13 protein-coding genes are annotated in these 14,427 nt (G+C 66.8%); 7 read left to right on the top strand and 6 right to left on the bottom strand.

Annotated features, from left to right (window positions below):
* Positions 1-198: 198 nt before the first annotated feature.
* The 3 genes from FXF52_RS37625 to FXF52_RS37615 all read right to left on the bottom strand — a co-directional run bounded on the left by FXF52_RS37625 (position 199) and on the right by FXF52_RS37615 (position 4,562).
* Positions 199-1,368: a glycosyltransferase gene (locus tag FXF52_RS37625; protein ID WP_148804444.1), complete on the bottom strand. Its 1,170-nt coding sequence runs from the start codon at positions 1,366-1,368 to the stop codon at positions 199-201.
* Positions 1,369-1,790: 422 nt separating this feature from the next.
* Positions 1,791-2,993, bottom strand: a complete 1,203-nt coding sequence (locus FXF52_RS37620) for a radical SAM protein (protein ID WP_148804443.1) — start codon at positions 2,991-2,993, stop codon at positions 1,791-1,793.
* Positions 2,994-3,437: 444 nt separating this feature from the next.
* Positions 3,438-4,562 carry a cupin domain-containing protein gene (locus tag FXF52_RS37615; RefSeq protein WP_187413948.1) on the bottom strand — a complete coding sequence of 375 codons (1,125 nt, stop codon included), beginning with the start codon at positions 4,560-4,562 and terminating at the stop codon, positions 3,438-3,440.
* 402 nt (positions 4,563-4,964) lie between these two features.
* On the opposite strand from FXF52_RS37615, the gene FXF52_RS37610 reads away from it, so the two are divergent.
* The 4 genes from FXF52_RS37610 to FXF52_RS42165 all read left to right on the top strand — a co-directional run bounded on the left by FXF52_RS37610 (position 4,965) and on the right by FXF52_RS42165 (position 9,753).
* Entirely contained in the window at positions 4,965-5,573 is a 609-nt protein-coding gene (locus FXF52_RS37610; protein WP_148804441.1) for a helix-turn-helix domain-containing protein, read from the top strand.
* Between the two features lie 5 nt (positions 5,574-5,578).
* Complete coding sequence (locus tag FXF52_RS37605) at positions 5,579-6,868, top strand: MFS transporter (protein ID WP_148804440.1); 1,290 nt, start codon at positions 5,579-5,581, stop codon at positions 6,866-6,868.
* Between the two features lie 500 nt (positions 6,869-7,368).
* Positions 7,369-8,862 carry a serine/threonine-protein kinase gene (locus FXF52_RS37600; RefSeq protein ID WP_187413947.1) on the top strand — a complete coding sequence of 498 codons (1,494 nt, stop codon included), beginning with the start codon at positions 7,369-7,371 and terminating at the stop codon, positions 8,860-8,862.
* 477 nt (positions 8,863-9,339) lie between these two features.
* Positions 9,340-9,753, top strand: coding sequence for an ATP-binding protein (locus FXF52_RS42165; RefSeq protein WP_187413949.1), 414 nt, complete (start codon positions 9,340-9,342; stop codon positions 9,751-9,753).
* On the opposite strand, the gene FXF52_RS44305 is transcribed toward FXF52_RS42165, so the two are convergent.
* On the bottom strand, positions 9,684-10,091 hold the full coding sequence (locus tag FXF52_RS44305) for a DUF2267 domain-containing protein (protein WP_148804445.1): 408 nt from the start codon (positions 10,089-10,091) through the stop codon (positions 9,684-9,686). The genes FXF52_RS42165 and FXF52_RS44305 overlap by 70 nt on opposite strands.
* A 307-nt stretch (positions 10,092-10,398) precedes the next feature.
* Positions 10,399-10,590, bottom strand: coding sequence for a hypothetical protein (locus FXF52_RS37585; protein ID WP_148804438.1), 192 nt, complete (start codon positions 10,588-10,590; stop codon positions 10,399-10,401).
* Positions 10,591-10,778: 188 nt separating this feature from the next.
* Here FXF52_RS37585 and FXF52_RS42710 point away from each other — a divergent pair, with 188 nt between their 5' ends.
* Entirely contained in the window at positions 10,779-11,546 is a 768-nt protein-coding gene (locus tag FXF52_RS42710) for an ATP-binding protein (RefSeq protein WP_222870894.1), read from the top strand.
* A gap of 317 nt (positions 11,547-11,863) precedes the next feature.
* Here FXF52_RS42710 and FXF52_RS42705 read toward each other — a convergent pair whose 3' ends face one another.
* A complete protein-coding gene (locus FXF52_RS42705) occupies positions 11,864-13,825 on the bottom strand; it encodes a zinc ribbon domain-containing protein (RefSeq protein ID WP_148804437.1) in 1,962 nt (653 codons plus the stop codon).
* 186 nt (positions 13,826-14,011) lie between these two features.
* On the opposite strand from FXF52_RS42705, the gene FXF52_RS37570 reads away from it, so the two are divergent.
* Positions 14,012-14,209, top strand: a complete 198-nt coding sequence (locus tag FXF52_RS37570) for a hypothetical protein (protein ID WP_370518079.1) — start codon at positions 14,012-14,014, stop codon at positions 14,207-14,209.
* Between the two features lie 36 nt (positions 14,210-14,245).
* A partial coding sequence (locus FXF52_RS37565) for a hypothetical protein (RefSeq protein ID WP_148804436.1) occupies positions 14,246-14,427 on the top strand: 182 nt, incomplete at its 3' end.

Below are 14,427 nucleotides of genomic sequence, written 5' to 3'. Positions count from 1 at the left end.
GGATTCACCGAGTACGCCCTCACGCCGTGACGTTCTGTCCGCCATACATACGCCGTATGCGCCCTTGACTGAGCGCCGTCACCGGGCCGGGATGGGACGGCGCTGCCCCCACATCCGACCTTCAATGGGACGATATCTCTTCAGTGGGCTCCGTTCGGGGTGTCGGGAAGCGCTGCCACCGGCGGCGGATTCGGTTGTTCAGGCAGTGGTGAGATGGGCGGCCTGCGACTTGCTCAGTCCATCGAGGATAACGACTGGGTCCGCCATGCCTGCCCTCGCATTGAGGATTCCGGCAATGCCTCGGGCGTTTACCCGGAGGGGGTGATTTGGATCTTGCAGTTCAGTGAACAGTTGTGAGGGGCGCTCCGGCCATTCCACAGCAACCTGCCACCTGCGGCAGACCTCGGCTGTGACACGTTGCTCACCGCCGGTGGGCACGAGAATGAGCGGCCGCCCATGAACGAGGGCAGAGAGCGTGGCAGAGGAACCTCCGGTGGTCAGGACGGTAGTGGCGCGCCGGATGAGGGCGTCACTTGTGGTGAGACAGGCTGCTCGCATGTTGTCGGGGAGGGGGGGCTGGTGACTGTCGCTGCGGCTGATATCAACGACGATCCGTACGTCGCAGTTGGAGGCGATGTCGAGTAGCGGGGCCCAGACGTCTCCCTTCCTGAAGACGCGTCCGAGTTGTGCGTAAAGCACCGGCACGTCCAACGGCGCCTCATCAAGCCATTGCAGCATTCGTAGGGTCTCGGCTGAGGATCGTGGCTCTTGCGGTTCCCACCGGGCTGGGCCAATCGCGTGCACATGTGAGGGCAGGCGTTCCGCGAACGGTTCAAGGTGGCGGCTCGTACGAAGGAGGAACGCCTCGCCGAGGAGAGGGTCACGTCCTGGTGACGAGTTCAGGGTGTCGTTGCCGACCCATCGCGCCGCTTGAGCCAGCAGCGCCTGACACTCTCTGTGGCGCAGCGCGCGGTTGGCGCCGTAGCCCGCCGGCGGGCTGGTAGCGAGATGCTCGTCTGCGGGCCACACGTAGCTCATCAGGCCCATCACGGCTGCAGGAACCCGGCTAGCCTGCGCGGCTAGCAGTGGCCCCATGGCCAACATGCTGGTCAGAATTACATCGGGCTGATATTGGTCAATGGCAGCAAGGGTGAGCGCGTACTGCTGGTTGACCGGCTTTTCTTCAAACCACTGTTCAATCGCGAAAGGGCCGGAGCTCGGGTCAACAACATGCAGCCCAGCTCCTCTGACTCCCCTAAGCGGACAGAGTTGGAGTACGTGATGTCCCGCGTCGGCGACGGCCTTCCCGACTGCGACGGTCGGGTAGCTGAATCCTGGAGTGTCGATCGGGCAGAGCAGCATCCGCATGGTGAGTCCCCCAGTGATGGGTCGCGGCGGTTGATTGGTTGTTTAGGCGTCGCCATCGATCCGGTGGCGATCGATAGGGCATGTCCCGCTAACCACTGAGTCGAAGCGTCGTGGAGGAGGGCTCGCACCGAAACCCTTTTGCGCGGCATGGCGTTCCCGGTGACCGCCCTTGTGAACCAAGAATTTCTCTTTCCCAGCATCCGTTGACGCCCGCGACCTCGGCCGAAAGATGCTGGGTCTCGGCATTCCGGCCATCGCGACGATGGCGGTGATTGAGTGAGTCGTTGATGGCAGGAGGCGAGTCCTGCGCTAAAACAGCGCGACGGCCCGACGCGTCGAATCGCCCTGCTGACGGTGGCCGTGCCGATCGCTCGGGGAAGCCGTCCTCATATAGCGAATTGGGCTATGGCCGTCGCGGGTGACTAAGGCGATGCGGTGGCGTTTTTGGAGTGGCTGTGCAGTGCGGATCGTTCACGCATGGCGTCGAGGATCGCTGCGTCGACGCGGTCGTGGAAAGCCTGCGCTTGTTGAGGATCGCCGTGCGGAGCCGCGTTGTAGCCGCACGCGTGCCAGCGCTGGTCGATGATGTCGTCGGATAGGTACCCGTCTTGGGCCGAGCCAACCTCCATGCCAGGCCGTCCTACTGTCTCCCAACTGCTATACAGGGTGCCGTCCGCGTTAACCACAGCGCCCACACGTCCGCGTTTTTCGCTGCAGTAGTCACAGTGGAACTCCGCCCGAGGGGTGGGGAGGCTGAAGCCGTGGTCAAGAATGGCCAGGTGCCATGACAGATACTCTTCGCGGAAGTCTTCGCTGTAGCGGAGTTCGTTGCTGTACCCGATTCCCACATCGTTGATCATCGCGATGTTGATCGTGCACTTGGAGGGGTCCACGGTTTGCGCGAGGGTGTTGATGAGGTCAGGGACGCTGAAGTTGTTGCGGTGGGAGACGTTGATGCGGAACTGCCATCGTAGTTGGGTAACTTCGGCGGCGCGGGAAACGTTGGCGAGGATGGTTTTGAAGGTGCCGCGGCCGTTGCGAGTGGTACGGATCTGGTCGTGGGTCGTCTGGTCGCCGTCGAAGGTGACCTGGATGCGTTCTAGTTTGCGGTTCTCCAGTTCCCGAGCGAGGTCGGGGGTCAGGAGCACTGCGTTGGAGACCATCTCAGCCGATGTCATTCCAATTTTATTTGCCTGTTCGAGCAGCATGAGGCAGCCACCTGGATTGAGGAGAGGCTCCCCGCCAAAGAGTAGTACTTTGAGATCCCTTAGGCCGGCCCTGTCCATTGCGTCGCGGGTGAAGGTGATGATATCCGCGATGGTGGGCTCGTCCAGTCGGCGGAGGGCTATGCGTTCGGGCGCAAAGTTGCCAGGCGCGGTCGAGTGGACGTTCTGGAAGCAGTAGGAGCATCCCAGGTTGCACCCGGTGCTGCTGAGCACGGTCAGGGAGTAGGTACGGGTGGGCCGGGGAGTGAAGAAGCCGGCGGCGGCAAGCGTGCTGTGGGCTTTCGCCGATAGCGTGATCGGGGAGTCCCCGGTCGCGGCTACCGCTGCGTCGATGGGTAGATGCGCGACCCGGGTACCGCTGAGGCACCACCAGCCGTCGGCTCCTTGCAAGATGCGCATGATGCGACCTTTCGAGTTCTGCGGTTTGGTGCCGCCCTCGCCTTCTGGTAGGGCAACGAAAGTGCGAAACTGACTGTGTGCCGCCTAGATGCGGGGCCGCCCACTAGCCCTGGGCGGCCCCGCACTGCGTGATTGCGACTGGTACTACTGCGCGATCACAGGTTGATGGCGCAGTTGCCGCGGGTCTCGTCGAGGTCGTAGATCTCGATCGCCATGAAGCTCACCCCCTCTCCTACGGTCACAAGTCAGCCGGGCAGGGCGAACTTGCCGGTCTCAGCGCGGCCGGGATCGGCCATGGCGGCGCAGCATCACAGGTTGATGGCGCAGTTGCCGCGGGTCTCGTCGAGGTCGTAGATCTCGATCGCCATGGAGGACACCTCCTTTCGTTTGTGCGCAGGTTGTGTCGCTCCCTCGGGATGAGGGAGAGTTCGGAGAGGCGCTCGGCTAGACGACGGCGAGTAGGCCGGCGGTGACGAGGTCGCCTACAGCAGGTGCCGAGCACGCTTCGATGAGTTCGGCGAGCGGAACGGGTCGCCCTTGTAGAAGGCGCTCCAGAACGTTGATTTGTGTGTGCGGCGCGGCGCACGTGCGATCGGCTATGTGCAGCACGGCGTGCGTGTCTGTGCGCTCGAGTTTGGCGTTGGTGCTAAGCAGGACGACTGCGGCGTCCTGGTCCCAGCGTCGCGGGTCGGGCTGTTCGACCGCCTGCAAGGTGGGCAGAGGGTCCAATGCGTATTCCTCGCGCTGACCGGCATGGTACTCGGAGAGGGCTGTGGGGGTCAGTTCCTGTGCCAGCAGGTATCGGAGCTGGCGCAGGACGTCGTGGGTTTCTTGGCTTCCGGGCGCATGGGGGGCGTCACGACGGGCCACATCGTGCGCTTTGAGACGCTGAACGATCCAGGCCAGGAAGTCGACGTTGGTGGGGCGCAGGACAGCGAAGGTAAGGTGGAGGGAGGCGCGGTTGTCCGCAGTGACGTCGTGCCACCACCCGCGGGGCAGGTACAGCATCTCCCCGGCGTTAAGCATCAGATCTGCCGTCGGTGGCTGGTCTGGTTTCGGACCGCGCTGGACGTCGTCGAGCAATGGCCAGGGGCGAGTGGGCGGGTAGATGCGCCACCTTTTCGTTCCAGCAACTTGCAGGACGAAGACGTCGTGGTCGTCCCAGTGCACGTCGAATCCGTGTGTGGCGCCCCAGCTCGCGTACAGGTTGGTGGACACGTAGGCACCGAGCCAACGCTGGAGAGTCTGCTTGACACGGAGGACGGGGGCGTGCGCCATGTCGATGGAGTCGACCACGAGGGTGGAGCCGTCTCGTAGGTGGCGCAACAGCTGTGCGACGTCCAGTTGCTGAAACCCGCCGCGGGGGGTTCGCACGGTGCGCCAGTAGTGCTGCTCCGGCACGGGCTGGTTGTCTTTGGTCAGCCGCAGTCGCGGGTGCACGAAGCGCTGTTCACGTAGCAGTCTGTTGAGCGCCGGCCACGTCATAAGAGAGGCGAAGCGGTCCGCCGGTCCCGGGATGTGCACGAAGCTGCGGCCGTAGTGCTCGTTGAGAAACTCGTCAGTGGTCATTGGGGACAGTAACGGCCCGGGTTCGTCGCCGACGAGGTCACGGCCAGTCATGACAGAAGTGTGCGAAACCACTGGTAACACCCCCGTGTGGTTCAACCCTGCGTGATCGAACGGTCTAGATTCTGTAGTACTGCTCGCCAGATAAGCAAGAGACCTTGGTGAAATTTTCTTGCTAAAAGCTTCCTGAGTATGAGGAGGATCCACTCACCGGCAGGGATCAAGCGACACCGCCGACCTGACGTGGCATGCGTGGACGCGCGGCAACCCACACGGGTCTGAAACTTGGCGGCTACAGACCGAGGGCCAGCAAGGATCGCCGAAGAACGTCGTCCACCAGGGATTCTAAGGAACTCTTGAGCAAGTTTTCTTGACAAACCTGCGGTACGGTCCTACCGTTCACTCATGTCCGGGAATCTCGCGGGTGAAGACGCCATCCGCGATGTCAAACAGCTCAAGGCCTTCGCGCATCCACTACGCGTACGGCTGTACTACGAACTGGGTCTCGCCGGCGCGGCAACAGTGACCCAACTCGCCCAAGCCGTCGGCGGCGCGGTGGCACTCGTGAGCTATCACCTGCATCAGCTTGCAGACTTCGGTTTCATCGAACCCGCTCCTGAACGTGCTGGGAACAACAAGAAGGAGCGGTGGTGGAAGCTGTCACAGCAGAGACTGCGCTGGTCGGACGCCGACCTACTCAGCCAACCTGGCGGCGCCGAGGCCACCTCTATGATCCAGTCGGGCGTGGTCCGGCTTCAGTACGAACAGGTGCAGCGCTACTACCGCAATCGCTCCGCGCTGCCTGAAGAGTGGGTGAACGCGGCCTTCTCCGACGACGGTGTACTCAACCTGACCGCACAGGAGCTCGCCTCAATGCACGCCGACCTGCAGGAACTGGTGCGTCGCTACCGGGAGCGTGCCGATCAAGCCGCAGGCACGCAAACCCGCCGACCCACAGTCGTGATCCTGCACGGGTTTCCCCTCACACAGGCTGACCCTCCTGCTCAAGGGTGAACGCGATGACGTCTCTGAGCGACGATCGGACGACGACACCATCAGCAGAGACACGTGCCGCCAATCCCGCTCAACTGCTGAAGCAGCCGAACATTCAACGCTGGATCCTGGGCCAAGGCGCCTCCCTGCTCGGCGACCAGGTCTTCTACGTCGCCATAGGCTGGGCAGCGGTCCGCGTCGCCGAACCCGACGTCGCCGGTCTCATCATCGCCTTGGCCGCAGTACCCCGCACCGTGTTCATTCTCGTCGGCGGCGTCGTGGCCGACCGGCTGGGCGCGTTGCGTGTGCTTATCGGCAGTGACCTGGCACGACTCGTCGTGATGCTCTTGGCCGCAGCGTACCTACTGGTGGCGCAGCCCAGCATCGCAGTCCTGCTGACTGTAGGCCTGACCTTCGGCGTCATCGAAGCCGCGTTCCACCCCGCCGTCGGGGCCTTGCCACCACGCCTGGCCGATCGGGAACAACTGACCGCCCTGCAAGGCCTGCGTGCCCTGGTCAACCGAGGCGCCGCCGTGATCGGCGCGCCCCTGGGCGGATTCGTCCTCGCCACCGGCGGCCTCGCGCTGGCATTCGCCGTCAACGCCGCTACCTTCGCCATCTCCTTGGCGACGCTGGCCACAATGCGCCTACGCCCCCTTCCCGAGCAGCCCGAAGCCCCAGCGGAAGCCGACCCGTCCAAGGGGCGCCAACTCCTGGCAGATTTGCGTGCTGGACTGCGCTACATCAGACGCGCTCCCGCCCTACTACCAGTGCTCTTCATCGCCCTGGCCTCCGAATTCGGCTTCACTGGTGCCTTCAACGTCGGACTTCCCCTACTCGCCGATCAGCGTGGCTGGGGACCAGGAGGCCTCGGCCTGCTCATCGGCGCATTCGGCCTCGGCTCCGCCGCAGCATCCCTCACCGCCGCCCTACGGCGCCCGACGCAGCGCCCCGGACGTGCACTAGCCGCCGGAGCGCTACTGCAAGCCGGATGCCTAGCGGCGCTCCCGTGGCTACCGACCGCCCTGGTCGGAACACCCGCCACCTTCCTCGTCGGCGCCGCAACCGGTCAAATGCTCATTGTCATCTACGCACTCATTCAGACCGTCAGCGACACTGCGATGCTTGGCCGCGTCATCAGCTTCCTCGGCTTCGTCACGCTAGGCGCGGCCCCACTGGCATACGCCATCACCGGACTCATCACCGACCACATCAACCTGACCGCGGCCCTGACTGTCAGCGCCTTCCTGGCCAGCGTGGCCGGCGTCATCGCCTACACCCACCCCGATCTCCGCCACACCGACACAGGGGCTTGACCCCAGTCCGCCGCCACTGGCGAAACGGTGCGGCACCAGTGGCGGTCTGAAGGCTGGTGCTGGTGCCCGGCGAGGCAGGTAGAAGGCGTACCGGCCTGGATGGCATCCCGCAGCATCGGATCCGAGGGAACCATATCCCGCGGGTCGGTTCGATCGGACGGCGAGACTCGGGATGCACTCGAGGGCGACGGCGCAACGGCCGCCGCATCACCGGTCAGGGTGCCGCCCGGCGTCGCGGCCATGTTGGCCTGTGCCGCCGACGATGATCACAGGCCCATCGTTCTGTCACTTCAGCGACTCCAAGCTCGACGGTCGGGACGCATTCCTCCGAGCTGTCGGCGATGCCGGCTGGTCGTTTCCTCGGCGCCGATGGCGCGTTGACCATCTTGGGGGATCGTCCACCACGAGGGACTCCTGGTGGTTCGTCCGTTGACCCCGATGCCGGCCGTCGTGTCACCGCCCCCCGTGTAGCGGCGCGCAGGGTTGGAGCAGTGAGGCCTGTGCTGGGACGTCTGCTGGATGGCCGCTACCAGTGCGAGGAGTTGCTGGGCAGCGGCGGCATGGGTGAGGTGTGGCGCGGTCGCGATCTGCGCTTGGACCGCCGGGTGGCGATCAAGGTGCTCGCCGCGGCGGGCCTGATGGAGCCGATGGCCGCGGAACGCTTTGACCGCGAGGCCCGTGCGGCGGCCGGGCTGACCCATCCGCACATCGTTGCTGTCTACGACTTCGGCACCGAGGAAAACGACTCCTACCTGATCATGGAACTGGTGGAGGGGCGGACAGTGTCCGCCCTGATCGCCGACGGCCCGCTCACCGTCCTGCAGGCGTTGTCGATCGCGGTCCAGGCCTGCGACGGGATCGCCGCCGCGCACACGGCCGGGGTGGTGCACCGTGACGTGAAGCCGGGCAACCTCATCGTGAACGCCACCGGCACCGTGAAGATCTGCGACTTCGGCATCGCCCGCCTTCCGTGGGCAGAGGGGGAGAACACCCTCACCGAGCCAGCGACCAAGCTCGGCACCAGCTCGTACATGTCTCCCGAGCAGGCCCTCGGCCAGCCGGTGGACCACCGCACCGACCTGTACGGGCTGGGCTGCACCCTCTACGCCATGCTCGCCGGCGGTCCGCCGTTCGCCGGCGAGCCGCTCAGCGTGCTGCATCAGCACGTCAACGTGCCACCCCCGCCGCTGCGCGAGCGCCGGCCCGACGTACCGGCTGAGCTGGACGCCCTGGCCGCCGAACTGCTGGCCAAAGATCCCGCCGACCGGCCGTCCGACGCGGCCGAGGTCCGGGATCGCCTCGCAGCCCTGCTGCCCCGGGCCGGCACGCCGGTTCCCCGCGTGTCGGTCACGCCGGCGGATCCGGGAGGGCCGGGACGGTCCACGCCGGTGACCGTTCGTCCGCCCAGGCGGGACGCGGTCGGCCCGGCACGCCCCAGGCCGGCATGGCATCGGCGCGCGGCGCTGCTGGCGGCGGCCCTGCTCGGTGTCGCGCTACTCGCCCTGGCCGGCGTCACGCTGCTCGACCGCGACGACCACACCCCGGTCGCGGGGCCGACAACGCCGCCGGTATCGGCCACCACCGCCGTGGCGCCCCGCGTGCCGGCCGTGCCACTCACCGTCGCGCCCGCCACGCCGGCGCTGGGCACCGTTGCGTCTGCCACCCGCAACCCGGCCAGTCCGACACCGAGCCCTCGGGCCACCTCCCGTAGGCCGACCCCCACTGCGCCCGCTGACCCGATCGCTGGCATGCGCCAATCGATCCGGGAGCAGGTGGAAGCCGGCCGGTTGAACCCGGATGCCGCGAAGGACCTGCACTCCAAGGTCGACGCGATCGCGAAGGAGATCGCCGAGAGCGACCCAGACCAGGCCGAGGACCAGCTCAAGAAGCTGCGCGAAAAGCTCGGCGACCTGCGACGCGACGGCAAGCTCACCGCCGACGGCTACGACGCCCTGACCGCCGACGCCGACCGGATCGCCGCCGACCTGCGGTAAAGACGGCGAGGGTAGATACGGGCGTACCGGTTCAGGTATACGAATGCGTACGTCTTGGTGTTTATCAGCTCGTCATCCGCAACCGCACGATGGACGTGGGTGGCCTGTCCGATCAGCCTGCCGCCCACGGTCCCCGCCTCGGCGGTGCTGCACCTGCCCACCCTCCGCGTGACCGGCCTGCAGGTGCGCGCCAATATGAACCACCCATCCGGTGCCGAAGGCCCGGCGCACCGATCACTCGGTGGCGCTCGCGTGGACTGGGGCCTGAACACGCTATTGTCCGCCGGGCCCCTGCGACTCCACACCGACGGGCGGATCATCGCGTTGGGGGCGGGTGGCCAGTTCCGGCCGCCGGGGTCCTCGCCAAGCAGCACCACCTGCGCCGGCACAGTGAGCGGCTGCATGCCAAGGACGACCAGTATCTGCGGCTGATCAACGGCCACCCTGACCGAGTGGGGGCTTGGTGACCCGGAGTGGGTGAACGACGCGGTGCTGGTCGCCGACGAGCTGGTGGCCAACGCGGTGCGCTACGGCGGCGGCTGCCTGCGCCTGCAGATCCACGCTCGCGGCGGCAGAGCGACGATCGCGGACGTGGACGGCTGCGCCGTTGTTCCGCGCCGTCGCGAACCAGACCCGCGCCGGCGGCCGGGTCTGGCGATCACCGAAGCGCTGTGCGACGAGTGGGGCGTCACCGTACTCGATGACGGTCACAAGTGCGTGTGGGTCCGGCTGGCCCCACCACCAGTCGGCGACGAGCCGCCCGGCAAATCACCGGAGCCATGGTTCGCCGCGGGAGGCCAAGCGCGGCGTCCGGGTGCGGATCAGTCGGGTAGTCCGCCCGTGCTGCCGGCACGAATCAGGGCATCAACGTCGGTGGGAAGCGCCGCCTGAAGGCGATTCATGATTCCACCTTGGGTCGCTTCACCCATGACCTCGAAGACGACTCGTGCGGCGTAGGCCGCTTCCGGCCGGTCCATTCCCGCCCGGTCGGCCACGCGCGCCACGAACTCATCCCGGCCGAACTGGTCGCCATCGCCGAACGATGCACTTGTCTGCCGCAGATACTCGCCAATCTCTCGCGGAAGTTCAGCGGCGAGGTTCTCGGCGAGCCCTTGTGGGACACGCTCACCCAGGGTTTGCAAGGTCGCCCGTATCGCGGACGTCGCCTCGCCGATGTCGCTCAAGCGCGCTCGCGCCTGAACCTGACCTACAAACTGGTGATGCCGCACGTCGATCAACTCCCGCAGTCAGCCGTTCGCGCCGTTTCAGCCGCGTCGCGCAGCTGGACGCCGAGCAGGCGGCTATCAGAGCTGGTGACCGGGATCGCGTTGAGGTGATGGTGGCGCATGGGGTGCCGTCCGCGCTTCGACCTCCTCACTAGGGTGTCACCGTCGTGGCTCCGGTGGTGATCGCCTGCTCTGCGGTGGCCTGGGCCGGGGCTTGTGCCAGCCGCTCGGCCGCGGAGCACCGCTTTCCCCGGCCCGACCACCCAAAACCGCCATGGGCCAGATAGAAACCACGCTGCGACAACCCGCCTCACCCGGGCAGACCCGTGTCCGGTGGGCGGACAGTGGTTCGGCGGCCTGGTTCGACGTCACGATCGCCTTGGCGCCGCAGGCGGCCGTACGACGCTTTTCGTACGATCACCCGTTCCCAATCGGCCAGCAATGCTTGCGTCCACAGCACCTCGTGCACGCTGTCTTCGGTCAGGGCGAGCATCACGTCCATGACCAAGAACGGGACAGCCCCGCCGAGTCAAGATCGTGAAACGCCGAGGTGCAGGCGGGGTTCGAGCGGAATCGCGCCGGCAACTACCCGCCACCCCTTGCGCCGGGGGCGTGGTTCCTATGAGGCAGGCACCGAGTCTCGTAGAGTGAGTCTACGTAGAAGAAGACTACGTAGACTGGGATTACCTCATGGCGGGAATCTTCGTCGGCCGAACAGCCGAACTTGCCTTGTTGCAGAAGCGGCTGGACCGGCTCCAAACAGGGAGGGCCGGACTGGTGGTCACCATCCGGGGCCGGCGCCAGGTCGGGAAGTCGCGCCTCGTCCAGGAGTTCTGCAACCGCGCCGAAGTGCCCTACCTCTTCTATACCGCAACCAAGGGTGCGTCCTCCACCGAGGCGATCTCCACCTTCCTGGCCGAGCTGCGTGACTCACCGCTGCCGACGAGCCCGGATTTGGTGCCGATATCCGCCGGAGGTTGGCCAGACGCCTTCCGGTCGCTGGCCTCTGTCCTCCCGGACGTCCCGTCCGTGGTCGTTATCGACGAGGTTCCATGGCTTGCCGAGCAGGATGTGCTCTTCCACGGCGCGTTGCAGACGGCCTGGGACCGGCTGCTGTCCACCAAGCCCGTCCTTTTTCTGCTCCTAGGCAGCGACGTCCACATGATAGAGCGGCTGACCGCATACGATCGGCCGTTCTTCGGCCGGGCCGACGCGCTCGTGCTCGGGCCGCTGAACCCGGCGGAGACGGCGCGCGCCCTGGATCTCAGTGGGGCAGATGCAATTGATGCGCATCTGATCTGCGGAGGTCTCCCGGGTTCGGGCCTGGCCACCGGCCAAGCCGCCGCTGGCCTTCCTCGAAGAGGAGTGCGCCGATCCGGCCTCGGTCGTCTTCAGCATCCCGGAAGCGGCGCTGCTGGCCGAGTTCCCCGCGCCGGACCAAGCACGCCGCGTCCTTGAGGCAATCAGTGGCGGCGATCGAGCCTATGCCAACGTCGCCTCGACGTTCAGGCGGAGCCCAATCTCCGCTCGCGTCCGGTCTGCTCTCACCTCTCCTGCGCCGGCTGGTGGAGGAAAAGAGGGTGCTGGCCGTCGACGAGCCGCTGTCCACGAAGCCGAGCAGACCAGCGTTGTATCGAGTCGCCGACAGCAACTTACGCCTGTACCTGGCGATCCTCCGTGGCGCGCAGGAGCAGGCCCGGATGGCGCCCCCGCGCCGTCGAACCGCTTATCCGAGAGTCACTGGAACTCGCCGCGACCGCCGGAAGCGTCCCTGATCAGCTTAGCGATCCTGAGTCGGATTGGGTTTCCGGGATCGTTTCCCACCGTGGTGGGGTCGCGTGGGCGTGCAGGTGGAATCCTGCGCCCAGTGCGGCTCCGCGTGGCTGGTGGCCGGTGGTGGGTGTGCTGGTCGTGTTCACGCCCTGGTGTCGGTGGGCTGCGCGGGGCAGCCTCCGGTCCGTTGGTGCGTGTCCCTCCGGACGCTTGCCCGCCAGGCTGTGGGGTCTGGTGGGGGAGGGTGCCCTGCGTCGCCTGGGCGCGGGGCGTGGTGGTTTGCGCCGGGTGGGGCCGGTCTTCGACCGGTCCCCCCGGCTGGTCTTCGTGATGACCGCCGCCGTTTCGAGTTTGTCGACTACGGCGCGGATGACCATGTGCCCGCTGGTCTTGTCGGTGACGGTCTTGGCCTGGTGGGTGAGGCCGCGGGCGGCGATGCGCCGCCAGGCGCCCTGGTCGCGGTCGCCTTGCCAGCGGCAGGACTGGTGGGGGCAGATCGCCCACTTCCAACCCGCCACGGTCGGCTTGTCGGGGGCCTTACAGTGCCGTAGCGGGGTCAGGCATTGCGGGCAGTGCTTGGAGGTGTTCCGGGCGGGGACGGTGACCACGGCGATACCCGCCTCGGCGGCGAGGTGCCGCATCCGGTCGACGATCTGCCCGCGCACCTGCTGGGACAGCCGGGTGTTGAGGGTGGCGGCCATGCCCCGTGCTTCCAACGACCGCAGGTCTTCCACATAGATCACGCTCGCCCCGGCGGCGATGGCCTGGTCGACGGCCCATCTGGCGGCGGCCCACGCGAGGGCGGCGTTCAGGTTGGAGCGGCGGGCGGAGAGGTGGCGGATCTCGTCGCGTAGTACCGCCAGTTTGCTGGCGAGTTGATGCTGCTCGTCACGGCCGGTGAGGCGTTGGTAGTGGTCGGCTTTGGCGTGCAGCCGCTCACTGTGCCGGCGCAGGCGGTGCTGCTTGGCGAGGACCCCGGCGGCCCGGAACTGGCCACCGGCCCCCAACGCCGTGATCCGCCCGCCCTCGTGCAGTCGCAGGGCTCCCGCGCTGAGGAGGGTGTTGAGACCCCAGTCCACGCCGAGCGCCACCGTGTGGCCGGTGCGCCGGGCTTTCGGCACGGGGTGGCTGTGTGCCATATCGGCGTGCACCTGCCGGCCGGTGACGCGGAGGGTGGGCAGGTGCAGCACCGCGCCCGCGGGGACCGTGGGTGGCAGGATGATCGGACAGGCCACCCACGTCCAATCTGCATAGGCTCGCGGGTCTGGGCGGGTGGGAAGCTGCAAGCGCAGCAACACCCTCCTGGGGTCGGTGTCGGAGCGTTCGATGGTGGCCTGCTGCCGGTCACACGCGGCCAGCAGCAGCATCCGCGCGACCTTCGGGACGCCTTCGAGTTCGAACACGTCCACTGGCAGCCGGCCGTGCGCGGCAAGGAACTTCGCGGCCTGCCGAGTGCGGGACTTGACGATGCTGGACGGCAGATGCTCCCCGCCCGGAACCGCCTTGCGTACCTGCTCCCACTCCTGCGCGGTGCGCTGACGCGGATCGGCCGGCCACGTCGCCAGCACCCCAGCGGTCAGGCCCGCACGCCACGACGCCGAGCGAAGTGCCCGTCCGGCCTGCTCCTGGACCATGCGCACGATCCGGTCGTTGACCCTCACACCCGCCGGCGGGGCGACCGTCCAGCCCAAGCGTCGCAGCGCCATCCAGGCGTTCGACGGAAGCTTCCGGCCGCTGGCGTCCACGCCGGAGGCCAGCACCTCCACATCCGCGGGATTCCAGCGCTCCGCCAACAGGCCGGAGACCATCCCCGCCACCAGGTCGACGCACCAGCCGATCCGTTGCGCAAGCACCGCCGGGGACAGGACCTCACCGGTCCCCTCGTCCACCCCTGTCCGCAACAACGTGCGGGCACACCCGGTACGGGAGACCTCGCCCGCGGCCAGCGGCAGCCTCCGGCTCACCGACTCGCCGCCTCGACAGCCATCAACGAAAACCGGCGCTCACGACCGACCCACGCCACCAGAATCCACCCCGAGGCAACCCAAAGACGAAACATCACGGGATGAACACCGAACGCTTCGCGGCCATTTGAGCGCCGAAGACGTTCCACACGACCAATCTACGATCACCGACGATTCCTAATCAAATTGGTCAGCCTGCACTCGTTCGTCGCCGGGCTGCAACGCGACCTTGATGCGGTGACTGCGGGGCTGACGCTGCCCTGGAACTCCGGGCCGGTGGAGGGCCACGTGAACCGCATCAAGATGATCAAGCGCCAAATGTACGGTCGTGCCGGCTTCGACCTGCTGCGCAAGCGCACGCCCACTGATTCCACCGTGGTGTGACGGCTCGTCGTCAGGCGCCGTCGCTAGGGTGGTGGCATGGCGCGCAGACACCGCAACGACCCTCGGCCCGGAGACGAAGACTTCGTGCCGATCACCGACGCCGAACGGCGCGCCCATGCCGACGCGCTGTCGCGCTCCCACATCGGCCACGACTGCGCCGAGCAGGCCGCCAGCCTGTGCCAAGCCGGCGAGTACTACGCCATCCTCGGCGAACACGC

It is taken from the genome of Micromonospora sp. MP36, assembly GCF_008119785.1.
Lineage (GTDB): Bacteria > Actinomycetota > Actinomycetes > Mycobacteriales > Micromonosporaceae > Micromonospora.
The sequence above is the reverse complement of the archived record's forward strand: the minus strand, read 5'-3'. Positions and strand labels throughout refer to the sequence as shown.